Source organism: Ruegeria sp. H8, assembly GCF_056532905.1.
In genome coordinates, this window is sequence record NZ_JBQFNY010000005.1 from 128,871 (window position 1) to 146,198 (window position 17,328).

The 17,328-nt window shown below is 57.6% G+C and carries 17 protein-coding genes; 11 read left to right on the plus strand and 6 right to left on the minus strand.

Annotated elements, in window-relative coordinates; genetic code table 11:
* Positions 1 to 18 precede the first annotated feature (18 nt).
* From ACR0A2_RS13785 to coxB, 4 genes are all read right to left on the minus strand, one after another.
* Entirely contained in the window at positions 19 to 594 is a 576-nt protein-coding gene (locus ACR0A2_RS13785; RefSeq protein ID WP_152457260.1) for a cytochrome c oxidase assembly protein, read from the minus strand.
* On the minus strand, positions 594 to 755 hold the full coding sequence (locus tag ACR0A2_RS13790) for a hypothetical protein (RefSeq protein WP_171170832.1): 162 nt from the start codon (positions 753 to 755) through the stop codon (positions 594 to 596). Before ACR0A2_RS13790 ends, ACR0A2_RS13785 begins: the two co-directional genes overlap by 1 nt.
* Positions 752 to 1,702 carry a heme o synthase gene (cyoE, locus tag ACR0A2_RS13795; RefSeq protein ID WP_480835596.1) on the minus strand — a complete coding sequence of 317 codons (951 nt, stop codon included), beginning with the start codon at positions 1,700 to 1,702 and terminating at the stop codon, positions 752 to 754. The genes ACR0A2_RS13790 and cyoE overlap by 4 nt, the downstream gene beginning before the upstream one ends.
* Before the next feature lie 88 nt (positions 1,703 to 1,790).
* Entirely contained in the window at positions 1,791 to 2,702 is a 912-nt protein-coding gene (coxB, locus tag ACR0A2_RS13800) for a cytochrome c oxidase subunit II (protein WP_171229600.1), read from the minus strand.
* Positions 2,703 to 2,878: 176 nt separating this feature from the next.
* Here coxB and tldD point away from each other — a divergent pair, with 176 nt between their 5' ends.
* From tldD to topA, 3 genes are all read left to right on the plus strand, one after another.
* Positions 2,879 to 4,300: a metalloprotease TldD gene (gene tldD, locus ACR0A2_RS13805; RefSeq protein WP_480835597.1), complete on the plus strand. Its 1,422-nt coding sequence runs from the start codon at positions 2,879 to 2,881 to the stop codon at positions 4,298 to 4,300.
* A gap of 239 nt (positions 4,301 to 4,539) precedes the next feature.
* Positions 4,540 to 5,664: a DNA-processing protein DprA gene (dprA, locus tag ACR0A2_RS13810; RefSeq protein WP_480619404.1), complete on the plus strand. Its 1,125-nt coding sequence runs from the start codon at positions 4,540 to 4,542 to the stop codon at positions 5,662 to 5,664.
* A 167-nt stretch (positions 5,665 to 5,831) separates the two neighbouring features.
* On the plus strand, positions 5,832 to 8,474 hold the full coding sequence (topA, locus tag ACR0A2_RS13815; RefSeq protein WP_480835598.1) for a type I DNA topoisomerase: 2,643 nt from the start codon (positions 5,832 to 5,834) through the stop codon (positions 8,472 to 8,474).
* Between the two features lie 70 nt (positions 8,475 to 8,544).
* Here topA and ACR0A2_RS13820 read toward each other — a convergent pair whose 3' ends face one another.
* Entirely contained in the window at positions 8,545 to 8,922 is a 378-nt protein-coding gene (locus ACR0A2_RS13820) for a hypothetical protein (RefSeq protein ID WP_171170838.1), read from the minus strand.
* A gap of 163 nt (positions 8,923 to 9,085) precedes the next feature.
* On the opposite strand from ACR0A2_RS13820, the gene ACR0A2_RS13825 reads away from it, so the two are divergent.
* Positions 9,086 to 9,790, plus strand: a complete 705-nt coding sequence (locus ACR0A2_RS13825; RefSeq protein ID WP_152457253.1) for a CoA transferase subunit A — start codon at positions 9,086 to 9,088, stop codon at positions 9,788 to 9,790.
* A complete protein-coding gene (locus tag ACR0A2_RS13830; RefSeq protein ID WP_152457252.1) occupies positions 9,790 to 10,416 on the plus strand; it encodes a CoA transferase subunit B in 627 nt (208 codons plus the stop codon). The genes ACR0A2_RS13825 and ACR0A2_RS13830 overlap by 1 nt, the downstream gene beginning before the upstream one ends.
* Positions 10,417 to 10,453: 37 nt before the next feature.
* On the opposite strand, the gene ACR0A2_RS13835 is transcribed toward ACR0A2_RS13830, so the two are convergent.
* On the minus strand, positions 10,454 to 11,320 hold the full coding sequence (locus ACR0A2_RS13835) for a lytic transglycosylase domain-containing protein (protein ID WP_480835601.1): 867 nt from the start codon (positions 11,318 to 11,320) through the stop codon (positions 10,454 to 10,456).
* Positions 11,321 to 11,673: 353 nt separating this feature from the next.
* On the opposite strand from ACR0A2_RS13835, the gene ACR0A2_RS13840 reads away from it, so the two are divergent.
* The 6 genes from ACR0A2_RS13840 to ACR0A2_RS13865 all read left to right on the plus strand — a co-directional run bounded on the left by ACR0A2_RS13840 (position 11,674) and on the right by ACR0A2_RS13865 (position 17,310).
* Positions 11,674 to 11,904, plus strand: coding sequence for a Flp family type IVb pilin (locus ACR0A2_RS13840; RefSeq protein WP_480835602.1), 231 nt, complete (start codon positions 11,674 to 11,676; stop codon positions 11,902 to 11,904).
* Between the two features lie 312 nt (positions 11,905 to 12,216).
* Positions 12,217 to 12,456, plus strand: a complete 240-nt coding sequence (locus tag ACR0A2_RS13845) for a hypothetical protein (protein WP_152457250.1) — start codon at positions 12,217 to 12,219, stop codon at positions 12,454 to 12,456.
* A gap of 291 nt (positions 12,457 to 12,747) precedes the next feature.
* The gene (gene cpaB / locus ACR0A2_RS13850) at positions 12,748 to 13,626 is read left to right on the plus strand and encodes a Flp pilus assembly protein CpaB (protein ID WP_152457249.1); all 879 of its coding nucleotides are present in this window, start codon (positions 12,748 to 12,750) and stop codon (positions 13,624 to 13,626) included.
* Between the two features lie 195 nt (positions 13,627 to 13,821).
* Positions 13,822 to 15,228, plus strand: coding sequence for a type II and III secretion system protein family protein (locus ACR0A2_RS13855; protein ID WP_152457248.1), 1,407 nt, complete (start codon positions 13,822 to 13,824; stop codon positions 15,226 to 15,228).
* Between the two features lie 17 nt (positions 15,229 to 15,245).
* Positions 15,246 to 15,875, plus strand: a complete 630-nt coding sequence (locus tag ACR0A2_RS13860; protein ID WP_171229595.1) for an OmpA family protein — start codon at positions 15,246 to 15,248, stop codon at positions 15,873 to 15,875.
* A 199-nt stretch (positions 15,876 to 16,074) separates the two neighbouring features.
* Positions 16,075 to 17,310, plus strand: coding sequence for a CpaE/TadZ family protein (locus ACR0A2_RS13865; RefSeq protein WP_152457246.1), 1,236 nt, complete (start codon positions 16,075 to 16,077; stop codon positions 17,308 to 17,310).
* The last annotated feature ends 18 nt before the right edge of the window (positions 17,311 to 17,328 follow it).

Below are 17,328 nucleotides of genomic sequence, written 5' to 3' on the forward strand. Positions count from 1 at the left end.
GTCCCTCACCTACAGGCGTTAGTTCGTGTTTGTTTCTGCCTGCGCTTCAAGGGCGGCATAGCCCTCTGGCAGGTCAATTTCGTAGAATGTATACGACAGCGTGATCGTATGAACATACTTTGCTTCAAGATCTTCGACCATTTCAGGATCGACGAAGAAGGTCACCGGCATCTCTACCCGCTCGCCAGGTTGCAGCACCTGCTCTTCAAAGCAGAAACAGGCAATTTTTTGAAAATACCCGCCTGCCGAATAGGGTGCCACATTGTATGAGGCCTGACCCGCTATTGGACGATCCGTTGGGTTGTAGGCCTCGTAGAAAGCCAGCCCGGTCTCGCCGATGCGCACTTCCATCTCGCGAACGACCGGTTTGAATTCCCAGGCCATGTTTTTGGCCTTGGACGCATCAAACCGTACGGTGACCGTGCGGTCCAGAATGTCTTCGGGGGCGGCTTCGGCCACACCGGTTGTACCGCCAAATCCGGTCACGCGGCAGAACCAGTCGTAGAATGGTACCGCCGCCCAGGCCAGGCTGCCCATCAGGACAACCACACCTACGGTTTGAGCGACCGTTTTCTGTGGACCAGACAAAGCCATCAGTTCTGGACCTCCTGTGTGGCCATATTGAAATCAGTGCCCGAGACCTTGACGATCGTCAGGCCAAAAATGATCACGATAAAGGCAACCAGTGTCAGTCCAACGCCCAGATTGCGGCTGAACCGTCGCTGATGCAGTTCATGGCTTTTGCGCAGGCTCATGACCATCCTCCCAAACCATAGGGTTTCAGCAAGGCTTCGGCCAGAATAGCGCCAAAATGCAGGAAGAGGTAGAGCAGCGAAAGCTTGAAAAAGCTGCGTTCGACCTTGAAATTATCGGCCTCCGAGTCATCCTCGGTCCGACGCGAAATTTGCCAGGCGCCGCGCAGGAACATCGCGTTCAACACCAAAGCCACGGTCAGATAGATGGGACCACCGATGCCAGAGAATGCGGTTCCCACCGCCAGTATCGCCAGCAGGGCCGTATAGACGAGAATGTGTACACGCGTTGCACGGCGGCCGTGAGTCACAGTCAGCATGGGCACGCCCGCATCGTCATAGTCCGAGCGCATGAACAGGGCCAGAGCCCAGAAATGCGGCGGTGTCCACATGAAGGTCAGGGCGAACATCAGCCACGGCTCAACCGCCATGGACCCTGTTGCGGCCACCCAGCCGATCACCGGAGGGAAAGCGCCCGCCGCACCACCGATCACGATGTTCTGCGGCGTCGAGCGCTTCAGCCACATCGTGTAGACAACGACATAGAAAAAAATTGTGAAGCCCAGAAACGCACCCGCGAACCAATTGGTCGCAAGGCCCAGCATGATCACCGACAGGCCCGACAGGGTCAGGCCGATGGCCATCGCCTCACCCTCTTCCACCTTGCCGGAGGGGATCGGGCGACCTTTGGTGCGTTTCATCACCTTGTCGATATCCGCATCCCACCACATGTTCAGCGCACCCGATGCGCCGCCACCGATGGCGATGAACAGAATGGCGCAGAACCCGACGAAGGGGTGGACCGGAACCGGGGCCGCCAGCAGACCGACCAGCGCCGTAAACACGACCAGAGACATCACGCGTGGCTTCAGCAAGGCGAAGTAATCGCCAAAGCTAGCCTCGTCCGCGTGGGCGGTCGCTGTGCTGGCATTGATGCTTGCGTCGGTCATCTCGGGTCCTTCTGGGGCGAAAGCTGCGCGGTCAGCCCGCACAGCCTGCATTTCGTGTCAGGCGGGCTTCAACCCGCCCTCAGTGTGCTCAGTTCGATGCAACCTGATAGCTTTGCGGCAAACCGGCATATTCTTCGATCGCGCCTTGCAGCCACTGGTCATACGCTTCCTGGCTGACGACTTTCACGGTGATTGGCATATAGGCGTGGTCTTTGCCGCAGAGTTCCGAACACTGACCGAAGTAGATGCCTTCCTTCTCGGCCTCGAACCACAGTTCCGCAAGACGCCCGGGCACGCCATCCTGCTTTACGCCGAAGGATGGGATGGTCCAGGAGTGAATCACATCAGATGCGGTAACCTGCATCACGACAACCTTGCCAACCGGAACAACAACGGCAGTGTCCGTGGCCAGCAGCCATTCGTCATCGCTGTAACCCGCATCTGCCAGCTTCGCGCGCATGGCATCGTCAAGCACAAACGGGGTCACGTCGGCGTCAGCCGGGCGCGCGCCCTCGTCCAGAGTGGCCGGATGGCCCAGCAGGTAGCTGTCGAAGGCAAAATCGTGATCAACATATTCATAGGTCCAATACCACTGGTTGCCCACGACTTTGATGGTGATATCGCCTTCCGGGATCTCCTGCTGTTTGAACAGAACCGGCAGCGAAAACGCACCGATGAAGACCAGAATCAGGATGGGGCCAAGGGTCCATGCAATCTCAACCGGGGTATAGTGCGAAAAACGTGCCGGTTTCGGGTTAACGCGTTCGTTGTAACGCACGATGCAATAAACCAGCAGGCCGGCAACCAGCAGGCAGATAACGGTGATGATCACCAGAATCATGCCGTCCAGACGCTGAATTCCTGTGGCAAGGCTGGTGGCTGCCGGCTGAAAGCCCATACCGCCGTCAACCGGTTTGCCAATAATCTCAAGCTCCTGAGCCATGGCTGGAAGGCTGGAGAGGGCTGTCATAAACCCTGAAAGCATCAAAGCATTCTTCATGTTCTGTCCTGATCGTTTGATCTTTGCGTCCCTGGCGAAAAGGTGTGAATCGGTCGCACCTCTCCCGTTGTCTTTGGCCGCGTTAAAAACCATATTCCGTCGGGTAGATAAAGCAAAATGCTTGCGTCAAACAGACGCTATTTTTGATCTGGATCAAACCCGAAAGGTCCCAACCCATGTCCGACGCCCCGTTTCGCCCCTTTGAAAGCGCTCTTCCGCATGATGAAGCGCTTGCCATGTTGCGCTCGGCCACGGACGGGGCCGAGGACGGAGAGCTGTTTGTCGAGCGGCGAAAATCCGAGTCTCTCGTGTTTGATGACGGCCGTCTGCGCACCGCGTCTTACGATGCGTCGGAAGGGTTCGGGCTGCGTGCCGTACAAGGTGAAGTGGCTGGATATGCGCATTCCACAGACGTTTCGATTCCTGCCCTGAAACGGGCGGCGGAAACGGCAAGACTGGCTGTCGGGGATGGCGGCGGGGTCTTGGCGGATGCTCCGCGCTCCACCAATACGCGCCTCTATACGGACGAAGACCCGATTGATTCTGCCGCCTTCCCGGTCAAGATCGAGACATTGCGTGAGATCGACGCCTTCGCCCGCGACCTGGACCCGCGTGTGGTTCAGGTCAGCGCCACCATCGCGGCAGCCGTGCAAGAGGTCGAAATTCTGCGCCCTGACGGTGTGATGGTTCGCGATGTGCGCCCCATGACCCGCGTGAACGTGTCGGTCATTGTCGAACAGAACGGACGCCGCGAAAGCGGATCCGCGGGCGGTGGTGGCCGGGTTGGCCTGAGCGGGTTGATCGACCCCACCGACTGGCAGGCCAAGGCCCGCGAAGCCCTGCGTATCGCACTGGTCAACCTGGACGCAGTTCCTGCGCCGGCCGGTGTCATGGAAGTCGCGCTTGGCCCCGGCTGGCCGGGCATCCTGCTGCACGAGGCCATCGGCCACGGTCTGGAAGGCGACTTCAACCGCAAGGGCAGCTCGGCCTTTGCCGGGTTGATGGGGCAGCAGATTGCTTCGAAAGGTGTGACCGTGGTGGATGACGGCACGATTGCTGATCGTCGCGGTTCGATCACCGTGGATGATGAGGGCACGCCCAGCGCGCGCACGGTGCTGATCGAAGATGGCGTGCTGACCGGCTACATGCAGGACCGCCAGAATGCGCGGCTGATGGGAGTTGCTCCTACGGGCAACGGGCGGCGGCAGAGCTATGCGCACAAACCCATGCCGCGCATGACCAACACGATCATGCTGGGCGGCGAAGCCGACCCGCAGGCCCTGGTAGCTGATATCAAGGACGGCATCTGGGCGGTTGGATTCGGCGGCGGTCAGGTGGACATCACCAATGGCAAGTTCGTTTTCTCGTGCACCGAGGCGTATCGTGTCGAAAACGGCAAAATCGGCGCGCCGGTCAAGGGCGCCACGCTGATCGGTGACGGGCCCTCGGCCTTGAAACGCATCCGCGGGCTGGGCAACGATATGGCGCTGGACCCCGGCATGGGAACCTGTGGCAAGGACGGGCAATGGGTGCCGGTGGGTGTTGGCCAGCCGACCGTCCTGATGGACGGGCTGACTGTCGGCGGTTCGGCCGCCTGAGTCGGACGCGGCGCAATCCAAGAGCCGCAGGGTTAACCCGGCGCCTCTTTTTTCACGAAGATCGCTTTTAGTGTTCAAAGCGCTCTTTTTGACTGAAAGTTTTCTATTTTATTTATTATCAACATCTTACATTCGACAACCCTGACAAGATTGTAAAAAATCACTTCTAATTTTCAACGATTCACAAGCTGTTAACTGCCTGTCCCGTAAACCAGTTCTGCAACAAGGCGGAGCAACGGATGACCGAAGAGCAGCTTTCTTCCAATCACCCCCCACTCCCACCCACCACGGAAGAGGACCGGTTTTCGTGGCTTCGTCTGTTGCGTTCTCGCAAGGTCGGTCCGGCGACATTTCGTCGGCTGCTTCGCGAACATGGCTCAGCGCAGAACGCGCTGGCTGCGCTGCCTGAAATGGCACGCGCCGCCGGTATAAAAGGGTATGAAACCTGCCCCCCCGGCGTGATCGAGGCGGAACTCAAGGCCGCAAAAGCCGCTAAAGCGCGGCTTTTGTGCCTTGGGTCCGCTGAATTCCCCCCGACCCTGGCTGAACTGAACGAAGCCCCGCCGCTGCTGTGGGCGATCGGAGACGTTTCGCTGCTGCAAAAACCAGCAATTGCGATGGTCGGCGCGCGAAATTGTTCCTCGCTCGGCGCGCGGATGGCGCGTGGCCTGGCCACCGAACTGGGCGGCAAGGGGCACGTTGTCGTCTCTGGTCTGGCGCGCGGCATCGATACAGCCGCGCACATGGCCGCGCTGGAGACCGGCACGGTGGCAGTCATGGCCGGTGGCGTTGATGTGGTCTATCCGGCCGAAAACACGGAACTGGCCCATGACATCGCGTCCCGCGGCTTGCGCATTTCGGAACAACCGATGGGCGTAACACCCCAGGCCCGGCACTTTCCACGCCGAAATCGGATCATTTCGGGGCTTGCGCAGGCGGTTGTCGTCGTCGAGGCTGCCGCCAAGTCCGGCAGTCTGATCACGGCACGGGACGCACTGGATCAGGGGCGCGAGGTTCTGGCCGTTCCCGGCCATCCGTTCGATGCGCGGGCCGCCGGCTGCAATCTGTTGATTCGTGACGGCGCCACACTTGTCCGATCCGCTGAAGACGTTATTGAAGCCTTGCCGAGGCAGGACGACCTGTTTTCCCGGCCAATCGAACAGCCCTCGGAACCATTCGCGCGTCCCGCAAGAGACCTGCACGAGCAAATCATCGCGCGGCTTGGCCCCTCACCCATCGCCGAAGATCAATTGCTGCGGGATATCGCGGCTTCGGCCGGTGAGCTTGGACCGGCGCTGATCGACCTTGAACTTGACGGGCGAATCCAGCGTCAGCCCGGAGGTCTGCTGTCGCTGGCAAGTTGATCGAACCCTCCTTCCGGCGTGCCCGGTTTCTGAAGATTTGTGGTAGCGCACTGAAATCACGGCGCTTTTCCACCGGCGAAAGGAACGCATTGACAATTCCCGCTTGCCCCACACATTTTGCACCACCATAGAAGGCGCCAAATTCGTCGAGCGAGGTTTCCCCTTAAATGCCCGTAGTTGTTGTAGAATCTCCGGCCAAAGCAAAAACAATCAATAAATACCTGGGCCCCGACTACACGGTTCTGGCCTCTTACGGCCATGTGCGGGACCTGCCGCCAAAGGATGGATCGGTCGATCCTGAACATGACTTCTCGATGAAATGGGAGGTCGGCAACGACAGCCGCAAGCATGTCAAGGCCATTGCCGACGCGTTGAAAGAAGACAATGCGCTGATCCTCGCCACCGACCCCGACCGCGAGGGCGAGGCGATCAGCTGGCACCTGCAAGAGGCGTTGACCAAACGCCGCTCGATCAAGAAGGATACGCCCGTCAGCCGCGTGACCTTCAACGCCATCACCAAGGACGCTGTGACCGAGGCGATGCAGAACCCGCGTCAGGTCGATATGCCGTTGGTCGAGGCCTATCTGGCCCGCCGCGCGCTGGATTATCTGGTGGGTTTCAACCTGTCTCCGGTTTTGTGGCGCAAACTGCCGGGTGCGAAATCGGCGGGTCGCGTGCAATCCGTCTGTCTGCGTCTGATCGTCGAACGCGAAATGGAAATCGAGGCGTTCAAGCCGGTGGAATACTGGTCGGTTCGGGCGCTGTTCGAGACACCGCGCGGGCAGACCTATGAGGCGCGTCTGGTCACGCTGGCCGGCAAGAAGCTGGACAAACATGATCTGGCCAATGCGACGCAGGCCGAGCTGGCGGTTCAGGCCATCACCAGCCGCGCGCTGAGCGTGACCTCGGTCGAGGCCAAGCCCGCCGCCCGCAACCCCAGCGCGCCGTTCATGACATCGACCCTGCAACAGGAAGCCAGCCGCAAGTTCGGCATGGGCGCGCGCCACGCAATGCAGGTGGCGCAGCGGCTTTATGAGGCCGGGTACATTACCTATATGCGGACCGACGGCATCGACATGGCGCCTGAGGCCGTGGCTGCCACGCGCGAAACAATCGCGGATCGCTACGGTGCAGAATATGTACCGGACAGCCCGCGCATGTATAAGAACAAGGCCAAGAACGCTCAGGAAGCGCACGAGTGTATCCGCCCGACGGATATGTCGCGCGATGCCAAGGCGCTGAAGGTCACGGACGAAGATCAGCGCAAGCTTTATGATCTGATCTGGAAACGTACCATCGCCTGTCAGATGGCTGCCGCGCGTCTGGAGCGCACCACCGTCGAGATCGGCAGCGACGACGGTCAGGTCGGCCTTCGCGCCACGGGCCAGGTGGTCATGTTCGATGGGTTCATGCGGGTATACGAAGAAGGCCGGGATGACGTCGCGGACGAGGATGAAAAGCGCCTGCCACAGATCACGCAGGGCGATCCGGCCCGATTTGCCAAAGCCTCTCTGAAGGATCAGTTTGCCAAGGCGACCGGCGAAAGCGGCGACAAGATCGCGAAAGAAGCAATCCTGTCCGAGAACGAATCCGTTCTGGCCCTTCAACACCACACCCAACCGCCCCCGCGTTATACCGAAGCGACACTGGTCAAAAGGATGGAAGAGCTGGGGATCGGGCGCCCATCAACTTATGCCTCGATCGTAACGACGATCCAGGACCGGGAATATGTCCGCAAGGACAAGAACCGGCTGATCCCCGAGGAAAAGGGGCGGATCGTTACGATCTTCTTGCTGAATTTCTTCCGGCAGTACGTTGGCTATGAGTTCACCGCCAATCTGGAAAAAGAACTGGATGACGTCAGCGCCGGGGAACGCGACTACAAGGACCTGCTGGGCAAGTTTTGGCGTGATTTTTCAGCCGCGATTGGCGAGACGTCCGAACTGCGGATTTCTGAAGTGTTGGACAGGCTCGACGAAGCTCTGGCTCCGCAGCTCTACCCGCCGCGCGAGGACGGGTCCGATCCGCGTATCTGCCCGAAATGCGGCACCGGTCAGTTGCACCTGAAGACCTCTCGTACGGGTGGGTTCGTTGGATGCGGGAACTATCCGGAATGTACCTACACGCGCCCGATTGCCGGAGAAGGCGCGGAAGGTGACGAAAGGCTGCTGGGCGAAGATGCCGGGGATGAGATCTGGCTGAAATCCGGCCGGTTCGGTCCTTACGTTCAGCGGGGCGAACCCACGCCCGAGAACAAAAAGCCCCCGCGCGCATCCCTTCCGCGCGGGTGGAGCAAGGATGACATGGACCTGGAAAAGGCGCTGACGCTGCTGTCCCTGCCCCGTCAGATCGGCGAACACCCCGAAGGCGGCATGATCAGCGCGAATTTCGGGCGGTTCGGGCCTTACCTGATGCATCAGCTGCCGGAGGAGGCAAAGCCGGTCTATGCCAATCTGAAAGACCCAAATGACGTGTTCGAGATCGGCATGAACCGCGCCGTTGAGTTGCTGGCCGAAAAACGGGCAAACCCTGGTCGTGGGCGGCGGGCCGCGGCAAAACCTCTGAAAGAACTGGGCGAGCATCCCGATGGCGGCGCGATGCAGGTTCTGGACGGGCGTTATGGGCCTTATGTGAAATGGGAAAAGGTCAACGCGACGATCCCCAAGGATATCAAACCCGAAGACGTGACGCAGGAAATGGCCATCGAGCTTGTCAACGAGCGCGCTGCCAAAAAAGGCACCAAGAAGAAGGCCACGTCTAAAAAGGCCACGTCTAAAAAGAAAGCAACCACCAAGAAAGCAACAACCTAGGCGGTCAGGTGGTCGGGATTGAACAGCCCCCCGCAATCGCCGTTTCGGCATTACGGGGGCTGTCAGCGTGTTACTTGGGCTGTGGGCCGCACCGGACTTCGAGCGTCGTCTGCCAGTCTTCCGAGCTGCTTGAGCTAGGATAGTAGCCGGGTGCGCTGCCTGAGTTCTGGGCAGCAGCCGTCAGGACATCGATGATCAGGGCTGCATTCTTGTCCACCCCCTGATAGCCGGTATCGCTGGCCAGAACAAAGGCTTCTTTGCCCTGCTGTGCGCACCGTGCGTTGGCGGTTGAAATTGCGGATTCAAGTGAAGACTTCTCAGAATAACCGGTTCCTATAACTTTGATCTTGTTATCGTCGAGCGGAAGTACGGTCGCTTGCTCAGGCTCACAGGCTGACATAGCCAAAAGCGCAACACCTGCGACCGTTCCGACCCAAATTCGTTCCATGTTTTCAATCTCCTATAAAGGTACGGCGCTTATGCTGAACCGTCCGGTTCATTGCAACAGCTCATTTCACTGGTAGAAATACCACCTCCCCCTTGGTTTCATTGACTTCCCCGTGACACGGCGGCACAACCAGCCCATCACCATGTCATTGGGGGAGTTTTCCATGAAGAAAGTCTATGCCAACGCCACCGAGGCGCTCGATGGGGTGCTGTCGGATGGCATGCTGATTGCCGCAGGCGGGTTTGGCCTCTGCGGAATTCCGGAACTGTTGCTTGAGGCCATCAGGGACTCGGGCGTAAAAGACCTGAGCTTTGCGTCGAACAATGCCGGTGTGGACGATTTCGGAATCGGCATCCTGTTGCAGACCAAGCAGGTCAAAAAGATGATCAGTTCGTATGTCGGTGAAAACGCCGAGTTCATGCGCCAGTATCTGAGTGGTGAGCTGGAGCTGGAATTCAACCCCCAAGGAACATTGGCCGAACGGATGCGCGCCGGTGGCGCGGGCATCCCGGGCTTCTACACCAAGACCGGCGTCGGCACCGTGATCGCCGAAGGGAAAGAGCACAAGGACTTCAACGGCGAGACCTACATTCTGGAAGAAGGCATTTTCGCCGATCTGGCCATCGTCAAAGCCTGGAAGGCTGACGACACAGGCAATCTGGTTTTCCGCAAGACCGCCCGTAATTTCAACGTTCCTGCTGCGACCTGTGGTAAGATCTGCGTTGCCGAAGTGGAAGAGATCGTTCCGCGTGGTTCGCTGGACCCCGACTGCATCCACCTTCCCGGTATCTATGTGCATCGCATCATTCAGGGCGAACACGAAAAGCGCATCGAACAGCGCACCACCCGCAAGAAGGAGGAAGCATAATGCCCTGGGACCGCAATCAGATGGCCGCACGCGCGGCAGAGGAACTGGAAGACGGCATGTATGTGAACCTGGGCATCGGGATCCCGACGCTGGTGGCAAACTATGTGGGTGACAAGGACATCACTCTGCAATCGGAAAACGGCATGCTGGGCATGGGCCCCTTCCCCTTTGAGGGCGAAGAAGACCCGGACCTTATCAATGCAGGCAAGCAGACGATCACCGAACTGTCCCGCACGGCCTATTTCGACAGTGCCACATCCTTCGCCATGATCCGCGGTGGCAAGATCGCTGCGGCGATTCTGGGTGCCATGGAAGTGGATGAGAAGGGCGATCTGGCAAACTGGATGATCCCCGGCAAGCTGGTGAAGGGCATGGGCGGCGCGATGGACCTGGTTGCAGGCGTGGGCCGAGTGATTGTCGTGATGGATCACACCAACAAGCATGGCGACAGCAAGGTCCTGAAGGAATGCACCCTGCCACTGACCGGAAAGGGCGTCGTGGATCGCATTATCACCAATCTTGGTGTGCTGGATGTGGTTGAAGGCGGTCTGAAAATCGTCGAACTGGCGGAAGGTGTCAGCGAAGACGAGCTGCGCGCCGCAACGGAAGCGACAATCGTTTCCTGATCAAATGGAAAGGCCCGCCGGATCACGGCGGGCCTTATTAGTTGGAAGTCTGAAAAACACAGCCATCGGAAATCAGGTCTGGCGGCGTTGCGCACAAAGCCCGCGCGATCTGAAACGCGGCGAGGACTTTTGGCACGTAGTCCCGAGTTTCAGCATAGGGTGGCACGCCACTGTGTTTGCGTACGGCCCCCTCTCCCGCGTTGTATCCAGCCAATACAAGTATTGGATCATTCCCGAACTCTTCCATCAGCCAGTTGAGGTATTTCACACCGCCCGCAATGTTCTCAGAGGGCTTAAGGCTGTCCTTTACCCCGAATCTGGCCGCTGTCGCGGGCATCAACTGCATAAGCCCCTGTGCGCCTGCGGAACTGACCGCGTCTGCACGTCCGGCCGATTCCACCGAGATGACCGCAAGCACCAGCGCAGGTGAAACATTGGTTCCCACAGTGGAACGGAGGATATCGATCCCGCGTTCCTTTGCGATATCTTGCAGCGATTGCAGTCGCGGTGATCTCACGTTGGTTGCGGCCAGGGCGTTGATCGCTGCGTCAAGCCGCCCGGCCCCGCGTTCATCAATGTGCGGTGAAATCCGGCTCCAGAAAGCCTTGTACGATCCTTTGGGATCTCTTTTGACTTCCGCACCCGGCACTGGCAGCGGGGCGACTTTGGTACGCGCGATGATTTCCGGGACTACCAGTTCAGTGCCCGTGCTGGGCGCTGAAGGGTTAGCTGCGTGTTCTTCCGGAGTAATCTGCACGGTCACACGCGGACGTTCACCGGGTTTTGGGGCTTTGACGCGCTTGTATACGCCGCGCGGCTCTGTCTCGGTCGCATTTACAGATGCGGTGCCCGATATCAGAAACGCCAGCACACCGGCGCATTGAAGTGCGTTCCGGAGATTCATTTGCCTGCCTCATGTTTTCTTTTTAGGCGATTTGAACCCCGAATCTTCCCGCAAGGCCAGAAAAACAAAGCGAAATGGGGCAGTTTCGCCTCATTTGGCGCAATTTTGCATCGCTATAGGGCCTTTGCTTCAATCGTTGTGATTTTTTTTTCTTTTATTTTCAATATGTTATAAAAATTATAACCAAAAAGTTAAGCCGTGCGAAAAAAAATCTGTGTTTGGCCCAATTCCTGCCACGCCCAACGGTCAAACATAGTCCCATACCGAGACGGACATGAGCGGACTGAGAGAGAAAGCTCTGAAAGACGCCGAGGTTTGTTAAACTTTTTTTGATCCTTTAGGAGGGACGTAACATGATCAAGTTCATCAAGAACTTCCGCAAAGACGAAGACGGCGCAGTAACAGTTGACTGGGTTGTTCTGACCGCAGCAGTCATCGGCTTGGCCGCCGTTGCTTATCAGCAGATCTCGGCTGGCGCCACTGGCCTGGCAACCGGCGTAAACGAAGCGCTGAACGCCGCATCGCTGAGCACCGGCGACAACACCGCGACCGGTGGTATCACCAAAGAAGGCAAAAGCAACTAAGTTGCTGATCTAGAGAATTCCCAAGGCCGCGCTCATAGGGCGCGGCCTTTTTTGTGATCTGAAACTGCTCCATCCCAAGTTCGCTGGAGCCTGCCCGCGCGCAAGTTGTGAAGGCAATCGCGACGATCATGACGTTTTGCTGTAATTGCCGCGTTTCTTCTGCTCCAATCAATTCGACTAACGCGCGAAACCTGGTAGGAGCTCAAAATTTCCCTACGAAATCAATATTTAGCCCAACTTTCGCCATCCATGCGAACCAGTTTTAGGCCAACCTGTTGTTAGCACTGACGCGACGTATTTGGAGATAAGCACATGTTAAGGTTCCTTAATCAGTTCAAATCTGACGAAGCAGGAGCGGTGACAGTTGACTGGGTGGTGTTGACCGCAGTGGTCATAGGATTGTCGGGCGCGACCTACCTTGTAATAAGCTCAAGCGTCGACAGCATGGGCGGCAATATCAACGGGGCCATGAACAGCGCCGTCGTCAGCACCGGCTCGAATACTGCACCGTCTGGTATTATCACGGCGGGAACTGCCGGCGGCGGCGGCTAAGTTGCAGCTGGTGCGCGCTCTGGCTGGTTTCCAAAAACGTCTTGCTTAACCGTTTCGAAGCAAAGCGCTGCGCCCGTTGGGTGCAGCGTTGTTTTGTTGCGCTCGGTCCGCTGGCGATCATGGGAAAGGTAACACTAACCATGCGGAATTGTGCGGAAGAAGGCGCAGAAATCTGACAATCAGGCATTTTTGTCCCACATTTCGACACAATTTGCGGTTAGCAAATAGGCTGTTTCAATGTGGTTCCTTGGCCGCTAAGTATTCGACCAAACAAAAGAATGAGGTACACGCATGCGAGCAGTTTTCGGACTTGTCCTGATTGTCGGCGTTGCACTGGCCGGGGGCGCCGTATACATGGCGCGAAACTATATCGCGGCTTACCAAAGTGAACTGGCACGCCAAAGGCTTGCTGCGGAAGAGGCTCTGGCCAATGCCAAAGTCGATGTTGTTCCGACAGTCACTGTATTGGTGTCGAACCGCGCCCTTAAATACGGCGAGCGGTTGACGGAGGAAGATATCCGCGCAGTTGACTGGCCGGAAAACGCGATTCCGGAAGGTACATTCACAGAGCTCACAGCCCTGTTCCCCGAAAGCGGCGCAAATGAACGTTTCGTTTTGAGGGCAATGGAAAAAGACGAAGCGATCATGGAGGTCAAGATCACTCGTCCAGGCGAAAAGGCCGGCCTGACGTCACGTCTGGAAAAAGGTATGCGTGCCTTTGCGATCAGCGTTGACGTAGCTTCTGGCGTTTCCGGATTCCTGCGGCCCGGCGACAGTGTCGACATCTATTGGACCGGTTCCAGTGGAACCATCGAAGGGAACAGCGGCGGAATTACCCGCCTGATCGAAACCAACGTGCAGCTCATTGCCGTCGATCAGACCGCTGGTTCAGACGTCACCAACACAACCATTGCACGTACAGTCACGGTCGCAGCCACACCTGAACAGGTCGCGGCTTTGGCACAGGCTCAGAACACCGGGCGACTTTCCCTGGCTCTGGTTGGGGTGCAGGATGAGTCCGTTGCCTCTACGATTGAAGTGGATCAGCGCAAGCTGTTGGGAATTCAAGAAGCCGCGCCGGAACCAGAAGCAAAAGCCGAAAGGGTATGCACGACACGTATTCGCCGCGGTGGCGAAATTGTAAATGTGCCTATCCCCTGCACAAATTGACGCCAATTCAGAACGTTACAGGTTCAGAGCCGCACCCTTGGTGCGGCTCATTTTTTTGCGGATGTTGCCAATTCCCCACATAAGGAAACTTACGGAAACCATTGATTATTGCAATAAATTCGGATTTCGCGCAGTCTCTCCTCCCATAGGGCATAAGACCCAAAAAAACGAGGCGTGATCGGAGAGGCAGGTCACATGACAATACGTACCTGGATCAGCGCAACCCTGCTGGGGTTGTCGCTTGTTATGGGCCCCATTGGCGACACCGCCTGGGCTGAAACTTTGCGCGTGGTGAAAAAAGGGACTGTGGAAACACTGGACGTCCCGATGAACCGCGCAATTGTCGTAGAAAGCGAACAACCTTTCGCAGAGCTCAGCATTGCCAACGCAGGCATTGCAGACATCTCTTCTTTGTCGGAGCGCACGATCTATGTTCTAGGCAAGGCGCCTGGCCTGACCACGCTGACACTGTTTGACGGCGCGGGCAATCTTTTGGCCAATGTCCGCGTCCGGGTCGCACCGGATGTTACAGAATTCAAGGAACGTCTGCGTCAAATCCTGCCCAACGAACCCATCGAGGTTCGCACAGCCAATGATGGCATTGTTTTGTCCGGTACGATCTCCAGCTCGGCCAAACTGGCGCGCGCGCTGGAACTGGCTGAACGGTATGCCCCCGAGCGTGTCTCGAACCTGATGTCGGTCGGTGGTGTGCAGCAGGTCATGCTGAAGGTCCGCTTTGCAGAGATGAACCGCTCGGTCGCCAAAAGCCTGACAGCGTCGCTTGGCTTCGGTGGAAGCGACGTTACCGGAGGCTTTAACACGCTCAACAACCAGTTCGCACTGAACAACGCTTTGGCGAACAACATTCCGGCAGTTCAGGCCAATACCGGTGCGATCCTGTTTGGGTTTGGCGCGGGTTCGACGCAGGTTCGCCTGTTGCTGGAAGCGCTGGAAACCAAGGGGTTGGCCCGCAGCCTGGCCGAGCCGAATCTGTCCGCGCTGTCCGGCCAGGAGGCATCGTTCCTAGCCGGTGGCGAAGTTCCCATCCCGGTACCGCAGGATGACGGCGTTGTGGCCATCGAATACAAGGCCTTCGGCGTTGAAATGGACTTCATCCCACGCGTCGTAGATGGCGATCTGATCAACCTTGAGATGGGCACGGCTGTTTCAAGTATCGACAATAGCTCGGATTTTACCATCAACGGGGATTCGGTTCCTAGCTTCATCACCCGCCGGGCAAAAACAACGATTGAACTTCGCGATGGTGAAAGCTTTGCCATTGCAGGCCTGATCCAGGACGATTTCGCGGATCTGAGCAACCAGATTCCATGGTTGGGGGATGTGCCGGTTCTGGGCGCGTTGTTCCGCAGCGCCAACTACCAGCGCGAGCAAAGTGAACTCGTCGTTATCATCACCGCGCATCTGGTTTCACCGACTCGGGGCGAAACTCTTGCGCTTCCAACCGATCGGGTCAAACCGCCCAGCGAATTTGACTTGTTCTTGAACGGCCAGGTGGCGCGCACACAGCGCACGGGCGCCGGCGGAGCGTCAGAAGTTGCCAAGCAGAACTTCGGCAGCTCCTACGGCTACGTCCTAGATTGATCAGGAGGATAGGACCAATGCATAAGTGGATCATCACACTGGGTCTTTCGGTCGCTGTCGCCGCATGCACCCGCGAGGCCGGGTACGAGATCGATACAGGTACTTTCGGAAATGCGACGCTCAACAACGTCCAGGTACAAAGCGGCGAATTGACCTACGCGCAGATTCTCAGCCGCCGGTTTGCCGCGGATGTACCCAGCCAGGTGAACTTTGCGTTCAACAGCTCGCAACTGGATGCTTCGGCTCAGCGCATTCTCTTGCAACAGGCTGACTGGATCAAGCAGTTCCCCGAGGCCCGGTTCCGCGTTTACGGACATACGGATGCTGTGGGGTCGGCCAGCTACAACAAAAGTCTTGGCCTTCGCCGCGCTCAAGCAGTTGTCGCGTTTTTGGGGCAGCAGGGTATCTCACGCTCACGGCTTGAAGCGGTGGTATCGTTCGGCAAAACGCAACCGCTGATCGCAACGCAAAGCCGGGATCGCAGGAATCGCAGAACGGTCACTGAAGTTTCAGGATTCGTTGATCGCAACCCACAGCTTCTGGACGGCAAGTACGCTCAGATCATTTACCGCGAATATGTGGAAAGTGCGACCGCTGTAAGCCAGATTCAGGAAGTGAACGCCCAGGACGCTGGCAGCGGTGGATAATACGTTTGAAATGGGCGGCATCGTCGCCCATTTCCCTACAATTGGTTCTTTTGCGCCCAATTCTCGCCCAACTTCAAAGCAACATTGTGAACAATAGGGTGACCTGCGGCCAAATTTGACCGTATTGGGGCGACAGCACATCAATCTGGCGGATTTCGTTCATATGACATGCTGAGCCCTCACGACGAGGATAGTGTTTATGACCAGCGCAACGCCGCAAGACGACAATACTGCAATCTTGGCCTGCACCATCAGTCGGGATGTTCAGAATTTCGACCTTCTGATCGAAGACATGGAAGCCATCTTGGGCGAACGCTGGGGAGACCTGGGATTTGCAGAAGCGTTGGCCTTTTTCAGCCAACCCGAAGCTGAAACGCTGGAATTCGTAGCACTGGCGATCGACGGAGAAGACGAAGACAACCTTTCTCTGCTAGGTGAGATAATCACTCAAGCCAATGAAAAAAAAGTAAAAGTTGTTCTGATCGCCGAGGATGTTACTCCGGCATCCCTGCACCAACTTTTGCGCAAGGGTGCTGACGAGTTCGTGCCCTATCCTCTTCCCGAAGGCGAATTGCAGGAAGCCATTGAGCGTATGAAGCAGCCCGACCCGGTTGCCGTTGCGCAAGCAGCCGCCGTTCCTTTGGCCGGCGGCGCGTCCAAAGAAGGCGCTTTGTTTGTCGTTCAGGGCCTGGCAGGTGGTGTCGGCGCAACGACACTGGCCGTTAACCTGGCCTGGGAACTGGCATGTGCCTCTGACAAGGACGCGCCGACCGTGTGTCTGATCGATCTGGACCTGCAATACGGGACCGTTTCCACCTATCTGGATCTGCCGCGACGAGAGACCGTGTTTGAAATGCTGTCGGACACCGATGCGATGGACAGCGAAGTATTCTCGCAAGCCCTTCAAACATATGAAGAAAAGCTTCAGGTTTTAACCGCACCCTCCGATATGGTGCCACTGGACTTGATCACTCCGGAAGACATTCAGCGCGTGATCGACATGGCGCGCGCGCATTTCGACTATGTCATTGTCGACATGCCAAAAACGCTGGTCCTGTGGTCGGAAACAGTTTTGCAGGCCGCCCATGTGTATTTCGCCCTGATCGAGCTGGACATGCGGTCCGCCCAGAATGCCCTGCGCCTGAAGCGTGCGTTGCAGGCAGAGGAACTGCCATTCAACAAGCTGCGTTTCGCGTTGAACCGAGCGCCGAAATTTACCGATCTGAACGGGAAAAGCCGCGTGAAACGCATGGGGGAAAGTCTTGGAATCTCCATCGACCTGCTGCTGCCTGATGGTGGCAAACCGGTCATGCAAAGTGGGGATCATGGTCTGCCTCTGGCAAATGCGGCCGCCAAGAACCCGTTGCGCCGGGAAATCGCAAAGCTGGCGAAGTCGCTCCACAGCCTCGGCAGCAGTGCCGAAGAAGCTGCGTAACATCATCCCAAAGGGGGA